The organism is Mycobacterium sp. HUMS_12744610 (assembly GCF_041206865.1).
GTDB lineage: Bacteria > Actinomycetota > Actinomycetes > Mycobacteriales > Mycobacteriaceae > Mycobacterium > Mycobacterium servetii.
In genome coordinates this window covers 1555673-1580975 of sequence record NZ_JBGEDP010000001.1, presented here as the reverse complement: position 1 = coordinate 1580975, position 25303 = coordinate 1555673, and the positions used below count along the sequence as shown (strand labels likewise).

Sequence of the window (25303 nt, the reverse complement as noted above, 5' to 3'; positions counted from 1 at the left end):
GGTGATTTGACTACGAGTTGTATTCTAGCACAATGGGATTCGCCCAGGGAATAGTCTGGCGAGTGTGTTGAGCGCCACAGTCCAGTTGTGCGTTCCAGTACCCGAATAGCCTCCTCTCTCGCTGGAGATGTTGCGCAGCCCGAGGTACAGCAACTTCATCGCGGCGTCCTTGTCCGTGAAATGACCACGGTTCTTGGTGATCTTGCGCAACTGGAAGTTGATCGACTCGATCGCATTGGTGGTGTAGACGATCTTGCGCAACTCCACCGGATAGTCCAGGAACGGAACGAATTCCCCCCAGGCGTTGTGCCACACGTCAATTGCACCCGGATATTGGGCGCCGAATTGCTGGTCGAACTCCTTGAGTGCGAGTTCGGCTCCATCGACGGTCGGCGCACTGTAGATCGCCCGCATCGCGGTGGCGACCTTCTTGCGGTCCTTATAAGACACGAAGCGCATCGCATTCCTAATGACGTGCACGACGCAGGTCTGCACCACGGTATCGGGATAGATCGAGCGGATCGCATCAGGCAGACCGGTCAGCCCGTCGCAGCAGGCGATGAGGATGTCGCGCACCCCGCGGTTGCGCAGGTCGATGACGACCTTCTGCCAGAACTTCGCCCCCTCGGAGTCCTGGATCCAGCAGCCCAAGGCGTGTTTGCGGCCCTCCAGATCCACGCCAATGGCCAAATAGGCGACCTTGGTGGTGATGACCCCGTTGTCGCCGATCCGCAGCCGCAGCCCATCGATGTAGAGGATCGGGTAGACCTCATCGAGCGGGCGGGCCTGCCAGGCCTTGATCTCATCGACCACCACCTCGGTGATATTGGAGATCAACTCCCGCGACACCGACGCCCCATAGACCTCCTGCAGGTGGGCTTCGATATCGCGGGTGGTCATTCCCCGTGAATACAGCGACAACACCACCGAATTGATGTTGTTGAGCCGGCGGGTCTTCTTCGGCACAATCGCCGGCTCAAACGAGCCGTTGCGATCACGCGGCGCATCGATCTGCACCGGGCCGTTGACGGTGGTCACCGTTTTCGGCGTGGTGCCGTTGCGCGAATTTCCCGATCCGCGTCCGGCCGGATCGCCGGCCTCATAGCCCAGATGGTGGGTTAGCTCCGCATTCAGCGCCCGCTCCAGCACGGCCTTAGTCAGCTGGTTCAGCAAACCGTCCGCGCCGTCGATCGGGGTCCCGGTCTTCACCGCATCCTTAATCAACGAGTCCAGCGTCTCTTCGGTGAACATCTCGGCCAGCCGCCGCGCCGCGGTCGTCTCCTCAGCCGGCATCTGCATGGTCTTGGTCACAAAACACTCCTTCTGTCCGCCCAACGGCGGTCCGATGATGGACCACCCCGGACTTACACAGATGGAATGACACGCCCTCGCGTCCTTCGCTGAGTCCATGCTGCACGCGCGTGAACGCGCCCGCCGTGCGGGCACTCGGCCCCGTACCGACCGCACCATCGAGTCGGCGCTGACGATCGTACGTGATCTAGCCCGCTTCCTCGATACCCAACGCGGCAAACAGGATTGGGCCCTCGCAGACATCGCCGATATCGAGGCGTTCCTCGCCGAGCTGCCGAAAAACCGGGCCCGCCGCCTGGCGGTGCTGCGCCAATTCTTCCGATTCGCACGCAACCATCATCTGGTGCTCATCGATCCAACCCGCGGCGTCACCATCAAGCGGCACAGGGCATTTCGTGGCCGTACTCTCACCATCCCCGAACAGCGCGTGCTGTTTGAGCGCTAAAGCGGTGATTCGGCAGTGCACCCACACGAGGCGCTGTTCGGGCTGCTGGCAATACTGCACGGCGCCTCCAGCAGCGAGGTGCGTCAGCTACGGGTCGAGCACATCGATACCGTCAATCGCTCGATCACCCTCGGCAGACGTCCTCACCCAGTGCCGCTCGACCCGGTCAGCTGGGCCGCGCTGCAGCGCTGCCTCGAGCACCGCGACACGCTGCGCACCGACAACCCGCACGTACTCGTCACCAGGGGCACCAAGGCCGATCGACGGCCGGCTTCCGAGGCCTACATGAGCCACCTGCTCGACCCGTGCGGCCTGCCGCCCAAGATGCTGCGCAGTACGCGACTGGCCGATCTCGTCAACACAATGGACCCGAAACTCGTCGCCGCAGCATTCGGCATGAAACCCGAAGGGGCGATGATCTACCTCGCCGATCAGCTCGACGATGGCCGATTGCTAGACCAGCTTGCTGAATCCTGACAAGTGCGAACGTGTCACGCTTCGGCAGCGCCTACGCACAGGTTCGCGCGAACATGTGCGCTTTATCGGGACTGCGGTTGGAGGTCAGCACGGTCGAGGCCCGCTGGTGGCGGGCCACGACGAGCTCGTAGAAGTCGGCGGTCGCGGTGGCATCCATCGGCTGCAGGGCGAAATCGTCGACGATCAATAACCGGATTTGAGCCAGGCGGCGCATCTCGGCTTCGGTGCTGTTGTCGAGCCGGGATGCTTTGAGCCGCTTGAACATCGCATCGGCACGCAGCATCAGTGTGGGGATGCGGCGACGCACGGCGATGTGACCCAGTGTCGTCGCCAGATGCGTTTTGCCCACCCCGACCGGTCCCAGCAGCAGGGCGCCGTGGGGACCGTCGAGGAAGCGCAGGCTGGTCAGGTCGGTCCACAAGGTGCGGTCGTAGCGCACCGCGGCGGTGTCGTCCCAGGAGTCCAGCCGCATTGCGGTGTCCAGTCCTGCGTCGCGGGCCCGGCGGGCCGCTGAGCTGTTGTCGCGGCGGCTGGCCTCATCGGCGAGGACCAGCTCCAAAAACGCCGCATGGGATAGGTGCTGCTGGTGGGCCAAGGTGAGCCGCTCGGGCAGGGTGTCGAGCATCCGCCCGAGCTTGAGTTGGCGCATCACATTCTTCAGGTCAGTCGAGATCGGGTCGCTGACAGTCGGTTTGGTTGCCATGGCGATCACCGCCCCTGGTTCTCGTTGTCGCTGACTGGGTTGGCGCCACCGTCGATGACGCTCATCCAGTCGGGCCGCTGCCTGCCTTGGGGGCGGTATTCGCCCGGATCGCGGGCGAACCGGGCCGGTGCCAGCCCGGTGGCCGCCCGCGCCGCCTCGGCTGGGGTGTTCTCGGTGGCTTTTTGCAGCATGGCGGCGATCTTGGATACCGAGACCACGTCGAGTTCCAGGGCACGCCCGCAGGCGGTGTCCACTGGTGTCGCGCCGTAGCGTTTGACCAGCCCCAACAGTCGGTAGACCTGGCGCATCCGGGTCCAGGGCAGCTGGTGGTCGAGCAGGCGTTCGGCGTAGATGCCGATATCGGCCCCGTGGCCGGCGGCGGTGGTGATCAGCCGGGTCAGGTCCCGCATGGCGTAGCCGGTCTTGTCAGCGGGCAGATCAGCCGGGTCGGTGGAGCGTCCGCCGGCGGGCTGGCGGGGATGGGTTTTGACCAGCTTGCCGCGGAAAAACGCCTTGACCAGCTCCCCGTCGGCACGGACCGAAAGCGTTTGCCCGCGAAGGTGTTCCGGAATCGAGTACAAGGCCCGATCGACTTGGATGTGGTAGTCACGGTGGACCTTGGCTTGCGCGTAGATCGGCACCTGGTAGACCACGGTCGGAGCCTGTCACGATTTCTGTGTAAGTCAGAGGTGATTTGACTACGAGTTGTATTCTAGCACAATGGGATTCGCCCAGGGAATAGTCTGGCGAGTGTGTTGAGCGCCACAGTCCAGTTGTGCGTTCCAGTACCCGAATAGCCTCCTCTCTCGCTGGAGATGTTGCGCAGCCCGAGGTACAGCAACTTCATCGCGGCGTCCTTGTCCGTGAAATGACCACGGTTCTTGGTGATCTTGCGCAACTGGAAGTTGATCGACTCGATCGCATTGGTGGTGTAGACGATCTTGCGCAACTCCACCGGATAGTCCAGGAACGGAACGAATTCCCCCCAGGCGTTGTGCCACACGTCAATTGCACCCGGATATTGGGCGCCGAATTGCTGGTCGAACTCCTTGAGTGCGAGTTCGGCTCCATCGACGGTCGGCGCACTGTAGATCGCCCGCATCGCGGTGGCGACCTTCTTGCGGTCCTTATAAGACACGAAGCGCATCGCATTCCTAATGACGTGCACGACGCAGGTCTGCACCACGGTATCGGGATAGATCGAGCGGATCGCATCAGGCAGACCGGTCAGCCCGTCGCAGCAGGCGATGAGGATGTCGCGCACCCCGCGGTTGCGCAGGTCGATGACGACCTTCTGCCAGAACTTCGCCCCCTCGGAGTCCTGGATCCAGCAGCCCAAGGCGTGTTTGCGGCCCTCCAGATCCACGCCAATGGCCAAATAGGCGACCTTGGTGGTGATGACCCCGTTGTCGCCGATCCGCAGCCGCAGCCCATCGATGTAGAGGATCGGGTAGACCTCATCGAGCGGGCGGGCCTGCCAGGCCTTGATCTCATCGACCACCACCTCGGTGATATTGGAGATCAACTCCCGCGACACCGACGCCCCATAGACCTCCTGCAGGTGGGCTTCGATATCGCGGGTGGTCATTCCCCGTGAATACAGCGACAACACCACCGAATTGATGTTGTTGAGCCGGCGGGTCTTCTTCGGCACAATCGCCGGCTCAAACGAGCCGTTGCGATCACGCGGCGCATCGATCTGCACCGGGCCGTTGACGGTGGTCACCGTTTTCGGCGTGGTGCCGTTGCGCGAATTTCCCGATCCGCGTCCGGCCGGATCGCCGGCCTCATAGCCCAGATGGTGGGTTAGCTCCGCATTCAGCGCCCGCTCCAGCACGGCCTTAGTCAGCTGGTTCAGCAAACCGTCCGCGCCGTCGATCGGGGTCCCGGTCTTCACCGCATCCTTAATCAACGAGTCCAGCGTCTCTTCGGTGAACATCTCGGCCAGCCGCCGCGCCGCGGTCGTCTCCTCAGCCGGCATCTGCATGGTCTTGGTCACAAAACACTCCTTCTGTCCGCCCAACGGCGGTCCGATGATGGACCACCCCGGACTTACACAGATGGAATGACACGCCCGCAGAAGGTCGTCATCGACCTGCGCAACCGCGGGGTGCGCGACATCCTCATCGCCTGCTGCGACGGGCTGACCGGTCTGCCTGATGCGATCCGCTCGATCTATCCCGATACCGTGGTGCAGACCTGCGTCGTGCACGTCATTAGGAATGCGATGCGCTTCGTGTCTTATAAGGACCGCAAGAAGGTCGCCACCGCGATGCGGGCGATCTACAGTGCGCCGACCGTCGATGGAGCCGAACTCGCACTCAAGGAGTTCGACCAGCAATTCGGCGCCCAATATCCGGGTGCAATTGACGTGTGGCACAACGCCTGGGGGGAATTCGTTCCGTTCCTGGACTATCCGGTGGAGTTGCGCAAGATCGTCTACACCACCAATGCGATCGAGTCGATCAACTTCCAGTTGCGCAAGATCACCAAGAACCGTGGTCATTTCACGGACAAGGACGCCGCGATGAAGTTGCTGTACCTCGGGCTGCGCAACATCTCCAGCGAGAGAGGAGGCTATTCGGGTACTGGAACGCACAACTGGACTGTGGCGCTCAACACACTCGCCAGACTATTCCCTGGGCGAATCCCATTGTGCTAGAATACAACTCGTAGTCAAATCACCTCTGACTTACACAGAAATCGTGACAGGCTCCCTTCTGCCAGAACTTCGCCCCCTCGGAGTCCTGGATCCAGCAGCCCAAGGCGTGTTTGCGGCCCTCCAGATCCACGCCAATGGCCAAATAGGCGACCTTGGTGGTGATGACCCCGTTGTCGCCGATCCGCAGCCGCAGCCCATCGATGTAGAGGATCGGGTAGACCTCATCGAGCGGGCGGGCCTGCCAGGCCTTGATCTCATCGACCACCACCTCGGTGATATTGGAGATCAACTCCCGCGACACCGACGCCCCATAGACCTCCTGCAGGTGGGCTTCGATATCGCGGGTGGTCATTCCCCGTGAATACAGCGACAACACCACCGAATTGATGTTGTTGAGCCGGCGGGTCTTCTTCGGCACAATCGCCGGCTCAAACGAGCCGTTGCGATCACGCGGCGCATCGATCTGCACCGGGCCGTTGACGGTGGTCACCGTTTTCGGCGTGGTGCCGTTGCGCGAATTTCCCGATCCGCGTCCGGCCGGATCGCCGGCCTCATAGCCCAGATGGTGGGTTAGCTCCGCATTCAGCGCCCGCTCCAGCACGGCCTTAGTCAGCTGGTTCAGCAAACCGTCCGCGCCGTCGATCGGGGTCCCGGTCTTCACCGCATCCTTAATCAACGAGTCCAGCGTCTCTTCGGTGAACATCTCGGCCAGCCGCCGCGCCGCGGTCGTCTCCTCAGCCGGCATCTGCATGGTCTTGGTCACAAAACACTCCTTCTGTCCGCCCAACGGCGGTCCGATGATGGACCACCCCGGACTTACACAGATGGAATGACACGCCCCACACCGCCGTAGAATCGCCAGGCCGCCTCGCAGCCGGCGACGATCGCCACCAGGGTCTGGTTAAACGTCAGCCACACGAACATGTGCCGCGAGTACACCGCCGTGAAGATCAACGCGTGCACCACCCGGTTGCGCCCCGATTCGGGATCGAAGATCTTGCCCATCTGACCGAAGTCGATCTGGCACTCCACACCGGGCTCACCGTCGGCAACCGGCACCGTGCCAGCGCTGCCACGACCCCGGTAGGCGGTGCACGCCGTGGCGTACCGGTGCAGGGTCCGCTGCGGCACCGCCATGCCCTGACGTGCCAACAGGTCACCGATCTTGACCACCGTCAGCCCCTTTTCCACCCACTTCACGATCTGATCGTGGTTGGCGCGCAACACCTCCCACGCCTGTCCATGCCCGTCCGGCCGACCCGGCCGCACCGCCTCGATCACCGCCCCGATCAGTTCATCGGTGAGCTGCTCCAGATCACCGTCGCGGACCAGCCCCGCCAACACCGCAGCGTTCGTATAGTCGCGTGCAGTCTTGCGATCCACCCCGGCCAACGCACCCACCCGGCGCAAGCCGGCCCCCGACATCCACACCCGCAACAGCTCACGTACCTCGATCACCGAAACCTCCCGATACATTCAGCGAACCTCCTTCACATCGATCGACATGAAGCGATCCGACCCAGTAATCGAGCAGCCACCGGCGCGACACGCCGGTGGTCCCATAACTGGCAAACGGGTGGTCCAATGAAGCTGGCTAAACCCTGCTCAAAGTGGTCCCATCACCGTGGCGGTCGACACCCAACAGTGCAGCCAATGCTGCGACGTTCGGTCGCCAGACCGGTCGCCCTGACGCCGAGTCCGGGTATCCGATGTTGCGCCTGCTCACGGTTGTGGCATGTGGCACCCGCACCGTCATCGACGCCGTGTTCGGCTCCTACCGTGTCGGCGAAACCACCTACGCGCCAACACTGCTGCGGTGCCTGAAACCAGACATGCTGCTGTTGGCCGATCGCAACTTCGCCGTCACCGCCCTCATCGAACAGATCGCCTCAGCCCACGCCGAACTGTTGATCCGCTGCAAAGACGCCCGCGTGCTGCCCCCGATCAAACACTTACCCGATCGAACCTGGCTGGCACGGATGGGCTCAGTGACCGTGCGTGTCATCGACGCCGCGATCACCGTGCGGCTCGATGGCGGGGCAACCCGCTACGGCCACTACCGCCTGGTCACCACACTCACAGACGAAAAGCAATATCCCGCACATGAATTGGTCCGTCTTTACCATCAGCGGTGGGAGATTGAAACCAGCTACCTGGAGCTGAAATCGACCATCCTGGGCGGACGAGTGCTACGTGCTACCACCCCCGCCGGCATTGGCCAAGAGGTCTACGCACTGCTGATCACCTACCAGGCCCTGCGCACCGCGCTGGCCGATGCCACCTTGGCCCGACCCGACATCGGTCCCGACCGGCTCAGCTTCACCGTCGCACTAAACGCCGCCCGCGACCAAGTCATCCACGCTGCCGCAGCGATCGCCGACACCACCATCGACCTGATCGGGCGCATCGGAGCAGCCGTTCTCAACCAGCCACTACCGGCCCGGCGATCACGCTCGAGCCCCCGAGTGGTCAAACGCGCCATCTCCAAACACCGAGCCAAAGGCACCATCGACCGCACCAACTACACAACCACCATCACCATAGAAATACTTGACGGTTGACAACAGGGCATCAACGCTAACTGCGCGGCATTGGCCCTAACCCGCCGGCGCCGACGCGTGGGTCGCCTCCGAGCGCCCGCGCAACACCGTGGAATAGGCCACGCTGCGCGCAGATTGGCCACGTGCACGCCTGATGTCGCAGACCAGATCGCGGTGGCCCAGCGCTGACCCACCGCGATCTTGCCCGCTGTTGACCGTCATGTCGTCTCCCGCGCCACGCGGTTTGGGATGCCGAGTGGCGGGGGACGGACTCGAGAGCGTAGCCCCCGCTGCGCTTTTCGAAAGAACCATGGCGGGCCCGGTCAGCGCGGGGCGGGCTGACCGCCCTAGCCGTTGCTCCCCGGGGCGCCCTGCGCTCCCCCTGCGCCCTGCGTGCCGGTGGCGCCGGTAGGGTCGCCGGTCCCGCCGGTCCCGCCGGCCCCGCCGGTGCCGGGCGCGCCGCTCCCGCCGCCCGTGCCGCCGACAGCGCTGCCGTCACCTCCGTCACCGCCGTTACCGCCGTTACCGCCGTTACCGCCGTCACCGCCAGGCTCGGACGGGTTGGAGTTCCCGCCGGACCCGCCGGCCCCGCCGGTCTGGCCGGCCCCGCCGGCCCCGCCGCTGCCGCCGGTGCTTCCACCGGCCCCGCCAGCACCACCGACACCGCCGGGAGCCGTCCCGCCGTCACCGCCGTGCCCGCCGACGCCGCCGGTTGCCGTGGCGTTGCCGCCGTCACCACCGGCGCCGGCGGTCCCGCCGTCACCGCCGTCACCGCCGGCCCCGCCTGTCTGCGGTCCTTGCGCGCCGTCACCGCCAGTCCCGCCGGTGCTCGATCCGCCGGCCCCGCCGTCGCCGCCGTGCCCGAATTCGCCGGTGGCGGCCCCGCCGGCACCGCCGCCGCCGGCGGCACCGCCGGCACCGCCGGCACCGCCGGCGGCGGTAACGCCGAACTCGCCGTTGCCCGTACCGGCGGCGCCGCCGGCGCCGCCGGTGCTCGATCCGCCGGCCCCGCCGTCGCCGCCGGTCGCGTATTCGCCGGTGGCGGCCCCGCCGGCACCGCCGGCACCGCCGGCCCCGCCGACCCGCCCCCTCCATGACTGTTGTAACCGGCTGTGCCGTAGGCGCCGGCACCGCCGCTACCACCAGCCCCACCGTCGCCCTCGGCGCCTGCCGTGCCGGTGTGGCTCAACAGTCCGTGCCCGGAAGCACCGGTGCCGCCGCCACCAGCGTTACCGCCGTTGCCGCCGGCTCCACCGTTGCCGGCGGAGCTACCGGTACCCGTGGGTGTCCCGCCGGCCCCACCCTGGCCACCTGCGACCCCACCGCCGCCGTTGCCGCCGTTGCCGGCTTGGGTCAACACACCGTAGGCCGCGCCGCCTCCGCCGCCCTGCCCGCCATTTCCGGCATCTCCACCGGCGCCGCCACTGCCAGCGGTGTCACCGGTGCCACTGGCGCCACCACCGGCACCGCCGTTACCGCCGAGCCCGCCGCTCACACCGTTGCCGCCTTGACCGCCGTCGCCCCAGCCGTAGGCGGTGCCGCCGATCCCGCCGGACCCGCCGGTCCCGCCGACACCGCCGGCCCCACCGGCACCGGCGGTGCTGTCATTCGCGGTGGCTGCGGCTCCGGCCCCGCCTTGACCGGCGTTGCCGCCAAAGCCACCGACGCCGCCGCTAGCGCCAGAACCCCAACCATCGGCCACGCCTCCGGCCCCACCGGTCCCGCCAGCCCCGCCGTTGCCGCCGGCCCCGCCGACGCCGCTGCCGCCATCGCTGAACGTGCCTGTAGCCCCACTACCGCCGACCCCGCCGTTGCCGCCGGCCCCACCGACCCCCCCGTCACCAATCAAGAAGTTCGCTCCGCCGGCCCCACCGGTGCCACCGGCGCCACCGTCACTGCCACCGGAAGCGGATGGGACATAGGTGGTGCCACCGTCACCGCCGACGCCACCGGCGCCGCCGTTGCCCACCCAGGACGCCCCGCCGTTGCCGCCGACACCACCAGCACCTCCGGACACACCGGCGGTTTCCGCCGCACCGCCATCACCGCCGGCGCCACCGGCTCCACCGGCTCCACCGTTGCCCAGATTGACCCCACCGGCCCCGCCGGCGCCACCCGCCCCACCGTCGCCACCGGGCGCACCGGCGGTGTCGGCCGCGCCGCCGGCTCCACCGGCACCGCCAGCTCCACCGGCACCGTAATACCCTGCAGCCCCGCCGTAACCGCCGGCCCCGCCGTAACCGCCGTCAACACCGTTACCGCCAGCACCACCGGCACCACCGTTCCCCATAAACAGTCCACCGATCCCACCAGCCCCACCAGCTCCACCATCAGTCGACCCGACGATGGTCAAACTCGCATTGCCACCCAAGCCGCTGATGCCGTTGCCGCCTGCCCCACCAGCCCCACCGTTGCCGATGAGCCCCGCGGGTCCGCCCGCGCCACCGACGCCGGCCGCATCGGTGGCCCCAGCACCGCCATTGCCGAACAACAATCCACCCGGCCCGCCGTTGGCCGCCGCCAGCGAACCGCCGCCGACACCGGCCGCACCGTTGTCGATCAGCCCGCGACCCGTCAGGGCGTAAAACGGCGCGTTGATGATCGGATCCAGGCTGGTGCCCAACTGGCTGGAGATCCAGTCCTGCCCGCCGGTCTGAATCAAACCATAGAAGTTGTTGAACCCACCGTTGAGGGAACCGGCCAGACCGGCGGGCACCCCCGCGAACGGGTTGCCCGACAGCACCCCGGCGGTACTTGCCACGCTGGACCCAGCTGCCGCCCCCCTCTGCAACGGGTTCATATTCGCCGCCTCGGCGAACGCGTATGCCCCACCGGCACCACTCAACAACTGCGCGAACCTCGCATGAAACCCCGCCGCCTGAGCACCCAGCGCCTGAAAGTCCGCGCCCACACCGGAAAACAACGACGCGATCGCCCCCGACACCTCATCCTCAGCGGCCGCCACCACCGACGTGGTCGACCCCGCCGCCTCCGTATGAGCCGCACTCAGCGACGAACTGATATTCGCCACCTCCGCCGCAGCCGCAGAAACAGCATCCGGGGCAGCAAACACAGACGAAGCCATCGTTCTCCTCAGGTCACTTCTACGGGGACGGCGAAACACGCGGGACAGAATCAGAAATTCGATCAACGGCCACAGAGGTCTGACCTGACCGGCCGTTTGCGGACAGTCGTTTATTTATCCTTTCAGGCGGCGCAATGGTTACAGGTTACTGAACCCTCGGGATTTTAACCCTCACCGTCGATTCATGAACCGGCCCGCGTTGACCCATCAAAGATGCGCGCGTAGAGGGGATCGTTGCCTCATCTGAGAATGCGCGCGTGCGGCGCGCCTACAGCTGATGCCTCGCTGGTTAGACCTGGATTTTTCATCGAATGTGGAGCTCAGGGGTGTCGTTAACGTGAAAGGTGCACTGCCGCAAGGATAATCGGAGTATTCGAGGCTCGGTTATCCAGGATGGGAGTGCACCTGTCAGATGCAGGCTACTACGGATTGGTCGAAGAATGTCCGAGTTGAGGTCCGTGGCGACGACGTGGTCGGGCACGCCGGTAACGTGATACCCCGGTTGCTGGCCGACAATCTGGGTTTGACCAGCGGTTTGTCGTCGGTGCTGTCGCGCCCAGAAGTCACCCACGACCGAGGCGCGGTGTTGCGCGATGTGGCGGTATCGATCGCCGGCGGCGCGCAGAACCTGGCCGGCACCGCGGTGCTGCGCGATCAGCACCGGTTGTTTCAGGCGGTGGCGTCGGTTCCGACGATGTGGCGGTCCCTGGGCGAGATCGACGAGCAGAGCATCACCGAGGTCACGGCCGTGCGCAACAAGGTCCGCTCTCGGGTGTGGGAGGCGATCGAGGCCCGCCACGGTGCGATCCCGGCTTCGCAGACCTGCTATGGGGACCTCGGGGACACGATCGTGATCCGCATCGACGCGTCGCTGATTCAGTCGCACAGCGATAAGCAGCACGCCGCAGGCAATTTCAAAGGCGGGTTTGGCTTCCACCCGCTGTTGGCGTGGTGTGACAACACCGGCGAACTGCTGGCGGTGATCGCCCGTGCAGGCAACGCCGGCTCGAACACCGCGGCCGATCATATCGCGATCATCGACGCCGCGATCGCGGCGATCCCGGCCAAGTGGCGCCGCAAGTTGCTGGTCACCATCGACGGCGCGGGTTCAAGCCACGCCGTCGTCGAACACCTGGAGAAACTCAATGCCCGGCCGGGGATGTCAGTGGGCTACTCGGTCGGATTCGACCTCGATGAGCGGGTCCGGGTCGCGATCGGCCAGATGCCCGATGCGGGATGGCAAGCCGCACTGGATGCCACCGGAGCGGCCCGTGACGACGCCCAGGTCGCCGAGTTGACCGGGCTGCTGCGCCACAGCACCGGAGGGGATCGGCTGGTCGGCTGGCCGGCCGGCATGCGCATCCTGGTGCGGCGCGAAGAAATCGAACACGGCACCCAGTTGTCATTGTTCGAGCAGCTGGCCGGCTACCGCTACCAGGTCCTCGCCACCTCGACTGCCGGTGGACAACCCCAGCGACTGGAAGCCCGCCACCGCGTCCACGCCCGGGTGGAGGGCTTCATCCGCACCGGCAAAGACACCGGCCTGGCCCGCTGGCCCTCACACTCGTTCGCCATCAACACCGCTTGGGTCACCGCCGTCGCGATCGCCATCGACCTGCTGTGCTGGATGCGACTGCTACTCCTGGACGGCCCACTGGCCAAAGCCGAACCCGCCACCCTGCGCTACCGGCTGCTGCACGCCGCGGCCCGGCTGATCAAACGATCCCGCTACCTGATCCTGCGGATCCCCCAAACCTGGCCCTGGGCACAAGAATTCGCCGACGCCCTCAACAGGGTCCGCGCCATACCCTGACCCACAGGCCCCTATGCCCTCTCGACCCCAAGAAAGGAGTAACCACCCCCGGGATAAAGGACCCGGCGTCACCGCACGACACGCGGCGCCGCCGCCTACCCCCAGCCTCAAAACCTCGACAAAGCTGCCGCCCCGCAGACCGCCACAGCAGAACCCGGGCCACCGTGAAATTCTGAGGTAGATGAGTGATTCCTAAAAGAGGTTCGTGTTATTGAGTGACAATGATGTAATTCTCTGCGATAATTATTGTCGTGGCGAGGGCAGCGGCAAAGCGGGGCTCTTGTGACGTGAGCCGGTTCGTGACCAGGGGATTTGGGGCGCAACGCCGTGTCCTGCTTACGTTTTGGACTGTTCAAAGGTTCAAGACGAAGAACGAGTTGGCAGCAACACCGAACTGTGTTTCGCGCTGCTGCGCCACACCGGTCTTTCTTTATGAGCAATTCGTCACTTAATTACGCGAACCTCTTTAAGTCAGACACACGTCAATTTCCTGAGGGCTCACGGCAGCATCACCACTGCATCGATCCGGCCGACACGCAGGGCGCCGGAAAAGTTGATGCGTAGTGCTGTGACCTTGGCCGTTATCGCCGCGTGACCGGCGTGGCGTATGTGGCAGGGTCGGGTGGCCCGGGGGAATCGCACCCCCGGGCTCCCACGGAACGGAGCGTGACGGTCTCCCGTCACTCCGCTCTTGCCATCTTGATCATCAACGGGTACGCGACCCAGACCCAGGGGGCGAAGTAGCGCGGGTACTGCGCAGTCACGCGCTCCCACGCTGCCCTGGCCCGGCGACGGGCACGGAACTGTTTGTATTTCTTACGGACCCACCCGGACCCACCGCACCAGGTAGGTGTTGATGCGGGCCAGCAGACCATACAGCGCCGACGGGTAGAAAGCCCCGTAGTAGCGCATCCAGCCCTGAACGATCGGATTGATCATCCGGGCCAGATCGGCGAAGGCGAGCTCGGTGCGCCGATGCAGGCGCCACCGCCGCACCACGCAGCTCATCTTCTTCAAGGCGTCCTTGCTGACCGCGGGCAGGAACGAGGTGAACACCACCCCGTGTCGATCCCGCGCTCCGCGGGCGCGGAACGTGAAGCCCAGGAACGTAAACGACGTGTGCTCTGCCGAGCCGCGCCGATTGTTGTCCTGGCAGTACACGATCCGGGTCTTGTCGGGGTGCAGTCGCAGCCCGACAGTCTCCATCCTGTCGGCGATCGCCGCCTGCACATGGCGAGCTTGACGCTCGCTGACACAGTGCACGACCGGGTGAGTAGCCGGGAGGGATCGCACCTCCCGGCTCTCGCAGAACCGGACTTGAACCTCTCGGCTCATCCGGCTCCCATCGCCCAGCCGTCAGGACGTGCGCCGAGGCGCCAGTGCGCGAACAGGCGGGGAGATCGACGAGCGATCTCGGCCAGCCATGCCATTGCGCGGCGTTCACGGCGCTTGAGCCGTTTGTATTTCCGCGTGGCCCACCGCACCAGGTGCATGGTGAGCCGGCGGAGGAAGTAGAGCAACTCGGAGCGGTAGAAGCGTCCGTAGTAGTTGACCCACCCCTGCACGATGTTGTGGGTAAGTCCCCTGGGGTGGTGGGGTTTCGGACTCGGGGCTGACGTGGGCCGACTGTCGTCGGGTGTGTCGCTGGGCTCTGGGGTGGGCCATCGCGTAGTGATCAGTGAGTTACCGACAAAAGTGACTCACGAAAGGAACCTCTACGCGATGACCCAAGACCATTCTGCCTTGCTCGTCCAGCTCGACGCGCTGAAGTCTGCTGACTCGGGGGCGGTGTTCGCCGAGCTGATCCGCGCCGGGCTGCAGGCGCTGATCGAGGCCGAGGCCACCGAGACCATCGGCGCCGGCCGCTATGAACGTTGTGACGGTCGCGGCACGCACCGTAACGGGCACCGGCCCAAGACGGTGTCGACCACCGCCGGCGATATCGAGGTGGGCATCCCCAAGCTGCGGGCCGGGTCGTTCTTTCCGTCACTGCTGGAGCGGCGCCGCCGCATCGACAAGGCCCTGCACGCGGTGATCATGGAGGCCTACGTCCACGGCGTGTCGACCCGCAGCGTTGATGACCTGGTCACCGCGATGGGCGTGGACTCCGGGGTGTCCAAGTCGGAGGCCTCGCGTATCTGCGCCGGCCTGGATGCCGAGATCGAGGCGTTTCGCACCCGCAGCCTGGCCCACACGCAGTTTCCGTAAGTGTTCTGCGACGCGACCTTCTGCAAGGTGCGCGTCGGGGCGCACGTGGTCTCTCAGGCGCTGGTGGTGGCCACCGGGGTGTCCATCGACGGCACCCGCGAAGTGCTGGGGCACCGCCGTCGGTGACAGCGAGTCCTACGAGTTCTGGCGTGAGTTCCTTGCCTCGCTCAAGGCCCGTGGCCTGACCGGAGTGCATCTGGTCATCTCCGATGCCCACGCCGGGCTCAAAGCGGCTGTGGCTCAACATTTCAGCGGGTCGTCGTGGCAGCGGTGCCGGGTGCATTTCATGCGGAACTTGCACACCGCGGTCTCGGCCAAACACGCCCCGGCGGTGACTGCGGCGGTCAAGACGATCTTCGCCCACACCGACCCGCAGGAGGTCGCCGCCCAGTGGGACCGCGTCGCCGACACCCTGGCGGGCAGCTTCCCGAAGGTCGCCGCCATGATGAGCGACGCGAAAACCGACGTCCTGGCGTTCACCGCGTTCCCGAAGGCACATTGGCAAAAAATTTGGTCGAACAACCCGATCGAACGGTTGAACAAGGAAATCAAGCGTCGTGCCGATGTCGTGGAGATCTTCCCCAACCCTGCGGCGTTCCTGCGCCTGGCCACCGCCGTGGTCATCGAGGCCCACGACGAATGGCAGGTCACCCGCCGCTACCTCTCCGATATCTCCATGGACGAACTGCGGACGGTGATCGACGCGAAAAACGCCGCTGCCGCGCTTGCCAAACAACACCAAATCACCTAGCGTTCAACATGACTCGTTGATCACTACCGCGTGAACCACGCCAGATCCGAAGTCCACCACTCAGCGGGACGCTATCAGCATCGACTCCAGAGGTCTCCCTACCTACCCATCGAGACCTCCTTCGCCGTTCGTGGCGCACGTCCCGGAAAAGTCACGTCTCATGAGGTCAGGATCAATTTGAGGGCGTGATCTGGGTGTCTGGCGTGGTGGCGGAGGCCGGCGGCGATGTTGTCCCATCCGGCAGGGTGACGGCCCAGGCGCGAGCCTGCCCGAAACCAGCTCCGCCAGCCCCCGAACCCGGATCACGAGGCCGATAACGCCACGACAGCACCCCACCACCGCCTCACAGACCCACACCTGGCAGCCATCCGCTCAGGATCGCCCTTTGATCAGTGGTTCCCTAACCCGCCGGCGCCGACACGTGGGTCGCCTCCGAGCGCCCGCGCAACACCGTGGAATAGCATTCGGCCCACCGCGCCCGTTCGGCCTCGCCGGCCTCCTCGACGGCCGCCGCCGAACACAGGATCCGCCGCTCGGAGGTCTTGGCCAGGTCGGCCAGCCGCGCCGCCTCGTTGACGGCGTCCCCGATCACCGTATACTCATAGCGGTTTTCGGCGCCGATGTTGCCGGCGAAGACGCGGCCTGCCGAGACCCCGATGCCGAAGTCGATCGGCAGCCGGCGCAGCTGGGTGCCCAGCGCGCGCGCCGTCGCCAGCGCGGCCGCCGCCGGTTCACTACTGCGCAGCGGCGCCCCGAAGACGGCCAGCGCGGCGTCACCCGCGAACTTGTTGACCAGCCCCTGATGTGCGTCGACCGCGTCCACGACGATCCGGAAGAAGTCGTTGAGCACGTCCGCGACCTCTTGCGGGGGGCGGCTTTCGGCGAGCTGCGTCGAGCCCACCAGGTCGATGAACAACACCGCCGCCTCCACGACGTCGCCGGACAGCGACGCGCCCTCTTGGATGGCCCGCTGCGCGACGTCCGCCCCGACGTGGCGCCCGAACAGGTCACGCAACCGGTCCCGCTCGGCGAGCCCTGCGACCATCCTGTTGAATCCTGATTGCAGACGGCCGATTTGGGAGCGCTCGTACACTCCCACGTAGGTGCCGATTCGGCCATGCTCCACTTCGGCCATCGCCTCCACCACGTCGCCCAGAGGATCGGAGATGGATCGCGACGTCAGGATCATGATGGGCAGCCCGAGCAGCAGCGCGGCGAGCGACACCACCAGGATGGGCACGTCCAGCGAAGCCGACCTCGCGAAGAGCCAACCGTAGGACCGCAGCGCGACGAATGCCGCGATGACGCCGATGGGCAGCGCGCTGCACAGGAACCACAGCATGATCAGTCGCGCGAACACACCGGGCACGGCCACCCGGGGCTCGCCGTTGCGGGTGGCGGCCACCATAATGGGCCGCACGATGCGTTGGGTGAGCAGCAGACCGGTGCCCGCGGTGGCCGGGCCGCCGAACAGCACGCCGAGCCCGATGGGCAGCAGCAGCGCCGCGCCGGCGGACCGGTTCAGCAGCAGCGATGTCCCGCCGGTCACCGCCCAAGCCCCGAACAGGATGATCGCCTGGTGGCGTGCGAGTTTCATCGCGGTGTCCCGCTGATCCGGATCGGGTTCGGACCCCGATGCGAACCACCGCAGCGTGGGAGCGAGGTTGAGCACGCCCGCCACGGCGACGCCGAGGGCGCCCAGCAGGCCCAGTACCACCACCGCCACCGCGTCGTGCCTGGCGAAGGACACCGAGGTGCGGCGCCCCAGCGGGATCAGGATGGCCGACGCGTCGAGCAGTCCGATGACGTAGGCCACGGCGAGGTCGGTCCCGTACTGAATCGACAGGCGGCGTGCGGACTTGCGCTGCCCCGCACCGGATGCCGCTGCCGTGCTCACGCTACAACGGTAGCCGCGCGCGGCCCGGCCGCGGGCTAGGCACCGTTGTTCGGCCCGCCCGAGTTCTGGCCCGGGATGTCGGTGATCGGGAAATTGGGCATCGGCTTGGGTGACGGTGTGTCGGGCAGCGCCGGGATCTCGCTCGCCGGGATGTCATGCAGGACGTTGGCCGGCGGCCCGTTCTCCCGGCTACCGTAGCTGCTGCCCGGCGCCCGCGGCCCCAGCAGTTCGCTGACCGTCACCATGCGGTAGCCGTTGGCCTTGAGTACCGGGATGAACTGGTATACCAAATCCACGGTGCTCGAGTAGGTGTCGTGGAACAGCACCACGGAGCCGGGCTTGACGTAGGTCATCAGCATTGCGCGCGTCGCAGCCGTGTTCGAGTCGTTCGCCCAGTCGAAAGGGATGACGTCCCAAAGGATTTCGGCCAAACCGAAACGAGCGGCGGTCCGGCGCACCGCGTCGTCGGACAGCCCCCCGGCGGGACGGTACAGCGCGGGCGTGCGGCCGGTCGCGGCACTGATCGCGTCGTTGGCCCTCGAGAACTGGCCGGCGATGTCCTGCGGGGGGATCGTCGTCATGTTGGGGTGTTCCCAGGTGTGGCTGCCGATCTCCATGCCGGCGTCGGCGATGCGCCTGGCCCCGGCCGGGTCGGCCGCCACCTTGTTGCCGATCAAAAAGAACGTCGCCTTGGCGTCGTTGTCCTTCAGGATTTTCAGCAGCCGGCCGTCGAACGGGCTCGGCCCGTCGTCGAACGTCAGCGCGACGCACTTGACCACCGCGCAACTGAGGTTCTCCGCGCGGGTGACGTGGCCGGTGAGGCCGCCGATGACCAGCACCGCGACGGCCGCCACGACGCCGAGAACGGTCCGCCAGTAGCGCCAGGCCTGGCTGTCGGGTCGTTTCGGCACGCTCGCAGCCTACCGTCCTGCGCGCTCAGTGCGGCCCGGCGATCTCCTCGAGCATCTCGGTGACCAGCGCGGCGATCGGTGAGCGCTCACTGCGCAGCAGCGTGATGTGGGCGAACAGCGGGTGGCCCTTGAGCTTCTCGATCACCGCCACGACCCCGTCGTGGCGGCCGACTCGCAGGTTGTCGCGCTGGGCGATGTCGTGGGTCAGCACCACCCGCGAGCCCGTGCCCAACCGGGACAACACCGTCAGCAGGACGTTGCGTTCCAGCGACTGGGCCTCGTCGACGATGACGAACGAGTCGTGCAGGGAGCGGCCGCGGATGTGGGTGAGCGGGAGCACCTCGAGCATGCCCCGGGAGAGCACCTCGTCGAGAACCGCCGGGCTGGCCAGGCCCTCGAGGGTGTCGAACACCGCCTGCGCCCACGGCCCCATCTTCTCGCTCTCGCTGCCCGGCAGGTAGCCCAGCTCCTGGCCGCCGACCGCGTAGAGCGGGCGGAACACCACCACCTTGCGGTGGGTCCGCCGTTCCAGCACGGCCTCCAGGCCCGCGCACAACGCCAGCGCGGACTTCCCGGTGCCGGCCTTGCCGCCCAGCGACACGATGCCCACCGACTCGTCGAGCAGCAGGTCGAGCGCGACCCGCTGCTCGGCGGAACGGCCGCGCAGCCCGAACACCTCGCGGTCACCGCGGACCAGCTGGACGCGTTTGGTGGCGGTGACCCGGCCGAGCGCATGCGAGCTGCCGCCAAGAAGCCGAATCCCGGTGTGGCACGGCAAATCCCGCGCCTCGGCCAAGTCGATCTCACCGTCGGCGAACAGCGTGTCGATGTCCTCGGCTGCGGTGTCGATCTCGTGCATCCCCGACCAGCCGGAGGTCACGACGTCCTGGGCGTGGTACTCGTCGGCGGGCAGGCCCACCGCAGCCGCCTTGACCCGAAGCGGAATATCCTTGCTGACCAACGTAACTCGTCGACCTTCGGCGGCGAGGTTGGCGGCGCAGCTCAGGATCCGGGAGTCGTTGCTGTCGGTGCGGAAGCCGGCCGGCAGCACCGAGGGATCGGTGTGGTTCAGCTCGACGTGCAGCGTACCACCTTGTGTCCCAACGGAAATAGGCTGATCGAGTCGTCCGTGCTCGAGGCGCAGGTCGTCGAACAGGCGCAACGCCTGACGCGCGAACCACCCCAGCTCGTGGTGGTGCCGTTTGGCCTCCAGTTCGCTGATCACCACCAGCGGAACCACCACCTCGTGCTCGGCGAACCGGCTGCACGCCCACGGGTCGGACAGCAGCACGGAGGTGTCGAGAACGTAGGTCCGGATATCGGTCACGTGGCGCTCCTCGAGCGGGTTGAGCCCGCGCGGACCCACACAGGCATGTCGGTGGGAATCGCGACACCAGGGCCGGGGCCGGTCCTGCCGTTGTGTTGACGGGAGGTGCCGCCCTGGCAGCTGAGCTTGTCGCTGGCCATCACCGACGACGCTACTCTCGTGGGCGCGTGCGCGCCGCGCAGGCGCGCCGAGGTCTTAACCGATGACGAACTGGCCCAGCGCGGGCTCGTCGGCCACACCCCAGGCGGTGATGCGGTCCGAGATCGCCTGCCGCAGTTCCGCGGGACCGAAGATGCCCGCCTGGGCGACGTTGCGCACCTTGTCCTGGTAGGAGTCGATGTCGGCGCCGGGGACCTGCAGGTCGGCGGCGCGGGCCGCGATCGCCGCGATGGTCTCGTCGCGGGTGTAGTCGAGGCAGTGCGCGACGAGGTTGGAGAAGAACTCCTCGTGCCGCACCTCGTCGCGGGCGATGCGGTCGACGAGTCCGGCCAGGACCGGCTCCTCGACCTTGGCCGCCAGGTTGGCGCAGAAGATCGCATGGGTGCGTTCGGTGAACGCCATGTACACCAGGGTTTCAACTTGGGTGTACGTGTCGGCGCGGTAGCCCTTCATCACGTGCTCGACCCGCGCCTGCTCGTTGGCGGTCGGGTCGACCTCGCGGGTCACCACCAGGTATTCGCGCAAAGCGATCGCGTGCAGGTGCTCCTCGGCGGTCCAGCGGCCCAGCCAGCGGCCCCACCACTCCTCGAGGATGAAGTGCTCGACGAGCTCGCGGTGATGGCCGGCGAGGTTGTCCTTGAGCAGCAACATGATCTCGCAGGCGTCGGTGATGTCCTTGGGCAGCGTGGCCTGCGACGCATCCCAGTCGCGACCGCCCAGGAAGGCGAAGTTCTCCCCGCGTTCGAACGGCACGTAGTCGTGGGCGAACCAGAGTTCCTCGGTGTTGAGGTGCCGGTCCATGTTCGCCTCGACGACGGGCTCGAGTTCCAGCGTCAGCGCATTAGCGACAGGTTTCTGTGCCATGGGGTTACTGTAACCTGCGTACACAGGTGAGTGAAATTCTCCGGTCGTGTCGCAACCGATTGGTGACTTTGGTCCTTTCGGGACCGACCGGCCGTCCGCTAACCGTCGACCAGCGTCCAGTCCTCGATGCCCTCGTAGAGGGGAAAGTTCGCGGCCAGCGTGGTGACCCGGCGCCGGAGCGCGGCGACGTCGGCCGACGTCCCCGCCGCGAGCGCGGTGGCGATGATGTCGGCGACCTCGGCGAACTCGGCGTCGGCGAAACCGCGGGTGGCCAGCGCCGGGGTCCCCACCCGCAACCCCGACGTCACCATCGGCGGGCGGGGGTCATTGGGCACCGCGTTGCGGTTGACGGTGATGCCGATGTCGTGCAACAGGTCCTCGGCGGCCTTCCCGTCGAGCGGCGAATCGCGCAGGTCGACCAGCACCAGGTGGACGTCGGTGCCGCCGCTGACCACCGACACGCCGGCCTTGGTCACGTCGGGGGCCGTCAGCCGCTCGGCGATGAGGCGCGCGCCGGACAGCGTGCGCCGCTGCCGGTCGGCGAACTCCGGCGTGGTGGCGATCTTGAGCGCGACCGCCTTGCCCGCCACCACGTGCATCAGCGGGCCGCCCTGCTGGCCCGGGAAGACCGCCGAGTTGACGGCCTTGGCGTACTCCTGCTTACCCATGATCATGCCGGAGCGGGCTCCGCCCAACGTCTTGTGCACGGTGGTGGACACCACGTCGGAGTGCGGCACCGGCGACGGGTGCAGTCCGGCGGCCACCAGGCCGGCGAAGTGCGCCATGTCCACCCACAACTTGGCGTCGACCTCGTCGGCGATCGCCCGGAACGCCGCGAAGTCGAGGGTCCGCGGATACGCCGACCAGCCGGCGATGATGACCTTCGGACGGAACTCGAGGGCCTTGGCCCGAACCGCGTCCATGTCGACCAGGTGCGTGGTGGGGTCGACGCCGTAGAAACCGGTCTCGTAGAGCTTGCCGGAGAAGTTCAGCTTCATGCCGTGCGTGAGGTGCCCGCCGTTGGCCAGGTCCAGCCCCAGCAGCCGCTCCCCCGGCGTCATCAACGCGTGCAGCACCGCCGCATTGGCCTGGGCCCCCGAATGCGGCTGGACGTTGGCGAACTCCGCGCCGAAAAGCGCCTTGGCCCGGTCGCGGGCGATGTTCTCCACGACGTCGACGTACTCGCAGCCGCCGTAGTAGCGCCGGCCGGGCAGACCCTCGGCGTACTTGTTGGTCAGCACACTGCCCTGGGCCTGCAGCACCGCGCGCGGCACGAAGTTCTCCGACGCGATCATCTCCAGGGTGTCGCGCTGCCGCTGCAGCTCCTTGCCGATCAACTCCGCGATGTCCGGGTCGACCTCGGCGAGCGGGGCGGACATCACAGAGGACGTGCCGGGAGCGGTGGCGCGGGCGTCAGGTGCAGCAGTCACACGGGCAGTCTATCGAGCGGCACTTTTAGCCAGCCCAGCCGTCGGGCGCCCGACGGGCCCTGCCACACTTGCTCTATGCCGCGGCTTAGCGAGCCGAGCCCTTATGTGGAGTTCGACCGGAAGCAATGGCGTGCGCTTCGCATGTCGACGCCGCTGGCCCTCACCGAGGAGGAGCTCGTCAGCCTGCGCGGACTCGGCGAGCAAATCGACCTGCTCGAAGTCGAAGAGGTGTACCTGCCGCTGGCCCGGCTCATCCACCTCCAGGTCGCCGCCCGCCAGCGCCTGTTTGCTGCCACGGCGGAGTTCCTCGGCGAACCGCAGCAGAACCCCGACCGGCCCGTGCCGTTCATCATCGGCGTCGCCGGCAGCGTCGCGGTCGGCAAGTCGACGACCGCGCGCGTGCTGAAGGCCCTGCTGGCCCGCTGGGAACACCACCCGCGGGTCGACCTGGTGACCACCGACGGGTTCCTGTACCCCAACGCCGAGCTGGACCGGCGAAACTTGATGCACCGCAAGGGATTTCCCGAGAGCTACAACCGGCGGGCGCTGATGCGTTTCGTGACCGCGGTCAAGTCCGGTTCCGAGTACGCGTGCGCGCCGGTGTACTCCCACCTGCACTACGACATCATCCCCGCGGCCAAGCAGGTCGTCCGCCACCCCGACATCCTGATCCTGGAGGGCCTCAACGTCCTGCAGACCGGCCCGACCCTGATGGTCTCGGACCTGTTCGACTTCTCGCTGTACGTGGACGCCCGCATCGAGGACATCGAGCAGTGGTACATCTCGCGGTTCCTGGCCATGCGCAGCACGGCGTTCGCCGACCCCGAATCGCACTTCCACCACTACGCGCCCCTCAGCGACACCAAGGCCGTCGCCGCCGCGCGCGAGATCTGGCGCTCGATCAACCGGCCCAACCTGGTCGAGAACATCCTGCCCACCCGGCCGCGCGCGACCCTGGTGCTGCGCAAGGACGCCAACCACTCCATCAACCGGCTGCGCCTGCGCAAGCTGTAGCTGCGGGGCCCGCCCGGACCCCGCAGCCACGCGTCGGGCGCTCAGGCCGCCAGGCGGCGCACCCCCAGATACTGCAGCGCGGCGAACGCCGTCGTGTACACGGCGCTGCCCAGCATCGCCGCAACCCCGAGGCCGGTCATGGGCACCAGGTCGGCGGCCAGCACCGCGGCCAGCGTGCAAGCGACGTTCGCGACGACGACACTGGCCCCGGCGCGGCGCGGACGGGGCACCGCCGCGAGGCTGAACACCACCAGCCCGTAAAGCACGAAAGCGGCGCCGAGGCCGTATTCCACGCCCGACGGCAGGCCGGTCAGCGACGACAGCGGGTCGGCGGCGAAGGCGACGGCGAGCCCGCACAGCCCGGTCACCGTCGCGTCGGCGCGCATGGCGAAACGCAGCAGCGAGTCGGTCGAGTCGTAGAGATGAGGGGCGCCGAGACCGGACGCACCGGATACCGAGGTCATGCGATCACTCCTTGCGATGGCGGATGGGTCGAACACGTCTCAGCGTCGCCGCGGAGCACTGCCACGTCGACGCGCGGCACTGCCAACCACTGCCACCGACCCCGCCTACACCGCCTCGGCCTCGATGACGCTGAACGGCGAGGCCGTCTCGACCACCCGCGTCAGCCGGAAGCCGGCGCGCTGCAGGAGCCGGCGGTATTCCTCCGCGGTGCGTTCGCGGGCGGCGGCGCTGACGAACATGTCCAGGTCCAGCCATTTGCCGGGGGAGTCGCGGTCGTGCGCCGGGATCACCAGCTCGATGAGCAGCACGTGCTTGCCGGTCGCGCACGCCGAGCGCACGTTGCGCAGGATGCGCTCGGCGTCGTCGTCGAGCCAGTCGTGGATCACGTTCTTCAGGACGTAGATGTCGCCGCCGGGCGGAATCACGTCGTCGAAGAACGAACCCTCGGCGATCTCGACGCGGTCGGCGACGCGGTGTCTGCGCAGTTCCTCCGGCGCCCCCGCCACCACCTGCGGCATGTCGAACAGGACGCCGCGCGCCTGCGGGGTGGCGGCCAGGATGGCCGAAAGCAGCCGGCCGTGCCCACCCCCGACGTCGACGATGGTGGCGCGGGCACCGAAGCTCCCGAAGTCGTAGGCCGCCATGAGCGGGGCGATCGAGAGTTCGGAGACGTTGGTCATGGCCTGGTTGAAGATGTCGTTCAGTTCCGGCTGGCCGGCCAGGTAGTCGAACATGTTCTGGTCGGCCATCTCGGCGGCGACGCATCGGCCCGCGCGGATGCCGTCGCTGAGATGGCTCCAGCGCTCGCGCAGCTGGGGCGAGCCCGCCCAGCGGGCCCACGCGGCCAGCGAGATCTCGGCGTCACGACGCAGCGGCTGAGCCAGCGGGGTCAGGTCGTAGCGGCCGTCACGGCGCTGGCGAAATATCCCGCGCGAGATCAGGGCGCGCATGAGCCGGGTGAGTGCGTCGGTGTCCGCGCCGACCGCCTTCGCCAGGTCCCCGGCCGCGAGCGGGCCGCTCGCCAGCGCGTCGGCGATGCCGAGATCGGCCGCCGCCGTGATCGCCTGCGCCACCCACGCGTCCATCAGCATTTCCAGCAAGACCGCCGGAGCGGGAAGCGTCCGGCGGTACAGCCGGCCGAGGTGATGCCTGGCGCGTTCGATCGCCCGGACGACCTTCGCGGGCGGAATCGTCGACATAGCCATTCCAGTGCCCTTCCGGTAACCGATGCCCCGGCTGCG

Annotated in this window: 20 protein-coding genes and 3 pseudogenes; 7 read left to right on the top strand and 16 right to left on the bottom strand. The window is 66.9% G+C overall.

Annotated elements, in window-relative coordinates; translation table 11 throughout:
• Positions 1 to 24: 24 nt before the first annotated feature.
• Positions 25 to 1260 carry an IS256 family transposase gene (locus tag AB8998_RS07910; RefSeq protein ID WP_369741377.1) on the bottom strand — a complete coding sequence of 412 codons (1236 nt, stop codon included), beginning with the start codon at positions 1258 to 1260 and terminating at the stop codon, positions 25 to 27.
• 148 nt (positions 1261 to 1408) lie between these two features.
• Between AB8998_RS07910 and AB8998_RS07905 the strand changes: the two genes are divergently transcribed.
• Together AB8998_RS07905 and AB8998_RS07900 are read left to right on the top strand one after the other, a co-directional pair.
• Positions 1409 to 1756: a site-specific integrase gene (locus AB8998_RS07905; protein ID WP_369737363.1), complete on the top strand. Its 348-nt coding sequence runs from the start codon at positions 1409 to 1411 to the stop codon at positions 1754 to 1756.
• A gap of 15 nt (positions 1757 to 1771) precedes the next feature.
• Positions 1772 to 2233 (top strand): hypothetical protein, encoded by a 462-nt coding sequence (locus tag AB8998_RS07900; protein WP_369737362.1) that lies wholly within the window; start codon positions 1772 to 1774, stop codon positions 2231 to 2233.
• A 31-nt stretch (positions 2234 to 2264) separates the two neighbouring features.
• Here AB8998_RS07900 and AB8998_RS07895 read toward each other — a convergent pair whose 3' ends face one another.
• Genes AB8998_RS07895 through AB8998_RS07885 form a run of 3 tightly spaced genes read right to left on the bottom strand, consistent with a single transcriptional unit; the run spans position 2265 to position 4884 of the window.
• A complete protein-coding gene (locus AB8998_RS07895; RefSeq protein ID WP_369737361.1) occupies positions 2265 to 2936 on the bottom strand; it encodes an ATP-binding protein in 672 nt (223 codons plus the stop codon).
• A 5-nt stretch (positions 2937 to 2941) separates the two neighbouring features.
• Positions 2942 to 3589 (bottom strand): Mu transposase domain-containing protein, encoded by a 648-nt coding sequence (locus AB8998_RS07890; RefSeq protein ID WP_369737360.1) that lies wholly within the window; start codon positions 3587 to 3589, stop codon positions 2942 to 2944.
• 59 nt (positions 3590 to 3648) lie between these two features.
• Entirely contained in the window at positions 3649 to 4884 is a 1236-nt protein-coding gene (locus AB8998_RS07885; protein WP_369741377.1) for an IS256 family transposase, read from the bottom strand.
• Positions 4885 to 5019: 135 nt separating this feature from the next.
• Here AB8998_RS07885 and AB8998_RS07880 point away from each other — a divergent pair.
• Positions 5020 to 5598: pseudogene (locus AB8998_RS07880) on the top strand (IS256 family transposase); the annotation flags it as partial.
• 61 nt (positions 5599 to 5659) lie between these two features.
• Here the strand turns inward: AB8998_RS07880 and AB8998_RS07875 are convergent.
• Together AB8998_RS07875 and AB8998_RS07870 are read right to left on the bottom strand one after the other, a co-directional pair.
• Positions 5660 to 6310, bottom strand: a pseudogene (locus AB8998_RS07875) (IS256 family transposase); the annotation flags it as partial.
• Between the two features lie 104 nt (positions 6311 to 6414).
• A complete protein-coding gene (locus AB8998_RS07870; protein WP_369737359.1) occupies positions 6415 to 7074 on the bottom strand; it encodes a hypothetical protein in 660 nt (219 codons plus the stop codon).
• A gap of 134 nt (positions 7075 to 7208) precedes the next feature.
• Here AB8998_RS07870 and AB8998_RS07865 point away from each other — a divergent pair, with 134 nt between their 5' ends.
• Positions 7209 to 8159, top strand: a complete 951-nt coding sequence (locus AB8998_RS07865) for an IS4 family transposase (protein WP_369737357.1) — start codon at positions 7209 to 7211, stop codon at positions 8157 to 8159.
• A gap of 16 nt (positions 8160 to 8175) precedes the next feature.
• Here the strand turns inward: AB8998_RS07865 and AB8998_RS07860 are convergent, their stop codons facing one another.
• Positions 8176 to 11223: a PE family protein gene (locus AB8998_RS07860; RefSeq protein WP_369737356.1), complete on the bottom strand. Its 3048-nt coding sequence runs from the start codon at positions 11221 to 11223 to the stop codon at positions 8176 to 8178.
• A gap of 412 nt (positions 11224 to 11635) precedes the next feature.
• Here AB8998_RS07860 and AB8998_RS07855 point away from each other — a divergent pair, with 412 nt between their 5' ends.
• Positions 11636 to 13036, top strand: a complete 1401-nt coding sequence (locus AB8998_RS07855) for an IS1380 family transposase (RefSeq protein ID WP_369736302.1) — start codon at positions 11636 to 11638, stop codon at positions 13034 to 13036.
• 816 nt (positions 13037 to 13852) lie between these two features.
• Here the strand turns inward: AB8998_RS07855 and AB8998_RS07850 are convergent.
• Together AB8998_RS07850 and AB8998_RS07845 are read right to left on the bottom strand one after the other, a co-directional pair.
• Positions 13853 to 14266, bottom strand: coding sequence for a group II intron maturase-specific domain-containing protein (locus AB8998_RS07850; RefSeq protein WP_369737355.1), 414 nt, complete (start codon positions 14264 to 14266; stop codon positions 13853 to 13855).
• A gap of 101 nt (positions 14267 to 14367) precedes the next feature.
• Positions 14368 to 14601 (bottom strand): group II intron maturase-specific domain-containing protein, encoded by a 234-nt coding sequence (locus tag AB8998_RS07845; protein WP_369737354.1) that lies wholly within the window; start codon positions 14599 to 14601, stop codon positions 14368 to 14370.
• Between the two features lie 157 nt (positions 14602 to 14758).
• On the opposite strand from AB8998_RS07845, the pseudogene AB8998_RS07840 reads away from it, so the two are divergent.
• Positions 14759 to 15995: pseudogene (locus AB8998_RS07840) on the top strand (IS256 family transposase).
• Positions 15996 to 16395: 400 nt separating this feature from the next.
• On the opposite strand, the gene AB8998_RS07835 reads toward AB8998_RS07840, so the two are convergent.
• From AB8998_RS07835 to glyA, 5 genes are all read right to left on the bottom strand, one after another.
• A complete protein-coding gene (locus tag AB8998_RS07835) occupies positions 16396 to 17841 on the bottom strand; it encodes an adenylate/guanylate cyclase domain-containing protein (RefSeq protein ID WP_369741470.1) in 1446 nt (481 codons plus the stop codon).
• A gap of 86 nt (positions 17842 to 17927) precedes the next feature.
• Complete coding sequence (locus AB8998_RS07830) at positions 17928 to 18803, bottom strand: polysaccharide deacetylase family protein (protein ID WP_369737353.1); 876 nt, start codon at positions 18801 to 18803, stop codon at positions 17928 to 17930.
• A gap of 25 nt (positions 18804 to 18828) precedes the next feature.
• Positions 18829 to 20130: a PhoH family protein gene (locus AB8998_RS07825; protein WP_369737352.1), complete on the bottom strand. Its 1302-nt coding sequence runs from the start codon at positions 20128 to 20130 to the stop codon at positions 18829 to 18831.
• Positions 20131 to 20325: 195 nt separating this feature from the next.
• Complete coding sequence (locus AB8998_RS07820) at positions 20326 to 21153, bottom strand: acyl-ACP desaturase (RefSeq protein ID WP_369737351.1); 828 nt, start codon at positions 21151 to 21153, stop codon at positions 20326 to 20328.
• Positions 21154 to 21251: 98 nt separating this feature from the next.
• Positions 21252 to 22532 carry a serine hydroxymethyltransferase gene (gene glyA / locus AB8998_RS07815; protein WP_369741469.1) on the bottom strand — a complete coding sequence of 427 codons (1281 nt, stop codon included), beginning with the start codon at positions 22530 to 22532 and terminating at the stop codon, positions 21252 to 21254.
• 126 nt (positions 22533 to 22658) lie between these two features.
• Here glyA and coaA point away from each other — a divergent pair, with 126 nt between their 5' ends.
• Positions 22659 to 23597: a type I pantothenate kinase gene (gene coaA, locus AB8998_RS07810; protein ID WP_369737350.1), complete on the top strand. Its 939-nt coding sequence runs from the start codon at positions 22659 to 22661 to the stop codon at positions 23595 to 23597.
• A 41-nt stretch (positions 23598 to 23638) separates the two neighbouring features.
• Here the strand turns inward: coaA and AB8998_RS07805 are convergent, their stop codons facing one another.
• Together AB8998_RS07805 and AB8998_RS07800 are read right to left on the bottom strand one after the other, a co-directional pair.
• Positions 23639 to 24061, bottom strand: coding sequence for a hypothetical protein (locus tag AB8998_RS07805; protein WP_369737348.1), 423 nt, complete (start codon positions 24059 to 24061; stop codon positions 23639 to 23641).
• 105 nt (positions 24062 to 24166) lie between these two features.
• Complete coding sequence (locus AB8998_RS07800) at positions 24167 to 25267, bottom strand: methyltransferase (RefSeq protein ID WP_369737347.1); 1101 nt, start codon at positions 25265 to 25267, stop codon at positions 24167 to 24169.
• Positions 25268 to 25303 lie beyond the last annotated feature (36 nt).

Excerpts from the sequence above, each read along its gene's own strand:
- glyA (WP_369741469.1), bottom strand. The coding sequence starts at position 22,532 with ATGTCCGCCCCGCTCGCCGAGGTCGACCCGGACATCGCGGAGTTGATC.
- AB8998_RS07805 (WP_369737348.1), bottom strand. The coding sequence starts at position 24,061 with ATGACCTCGGTATCCGGTGCGTCCGGTCTCGGCGCCCCTCATCTCTAC.
- AB8998_RS07870 (WP_369737359.1), bottom strand. The coding sequence starts at position 7,074 with ATGTATCGGGAGGTTTCGGTGATCGAGGTACGTGAGCTGTTGCGGGTG.
- AB8998_RS07905 (WP_369737363.1), top strand. The coding sequence starts at position 1,409 with ATGCTGCACGCGCGTGAACGCGCCCGCCGTGCGGGCACTCGGCCCCGT.
- AB8998_RS07860 (WP_369737356.1), bottom strand. The coding sequence starts at position 11,223 with ATGGCTTCGTCTGTGTTTGCTGCCCCGGATGCTGTTTCTGCGGCTGCG.
- AB8998_RS07820 (WP_369737351.1), bottom strand. The coding sequence starts at position 21,153 with ATGGCACAGAAACCTGTCGCTAATGCGCTGACGCTGGAACTCGAGCCC.
- coaA (WP_369737350.1), top strand. The coding sequence starts at position 22,659 with ATGCCGCGGCTTAGCGAGCCGAGCCCTTATGTGGAGTTCGACCGGAAG.
- AB8998_RS07895 (WP_369737361.1), bottom strand. The coding sequence starts at position 2,936 with ATGGCAACCAAACCGACTGTCAGCGACCCGATCTCGACTGACCTGAAG.
- AB8998_RS07800 (WP_369737347.1), bottom strand. The coding sequence starts at position 25,267 with ATGGCTATGTCGACGATTCCGCCCGCGAAGGTCGTCCGGGCGATCGAA.
- AB8998_RS07855 (WP_369736302.1), top strand. The coding sequence starts at position 11,636 with ATGCAGGCTACTACGGATTGGTCGAAGAATGTCCGAGTTGAGGTCCGT.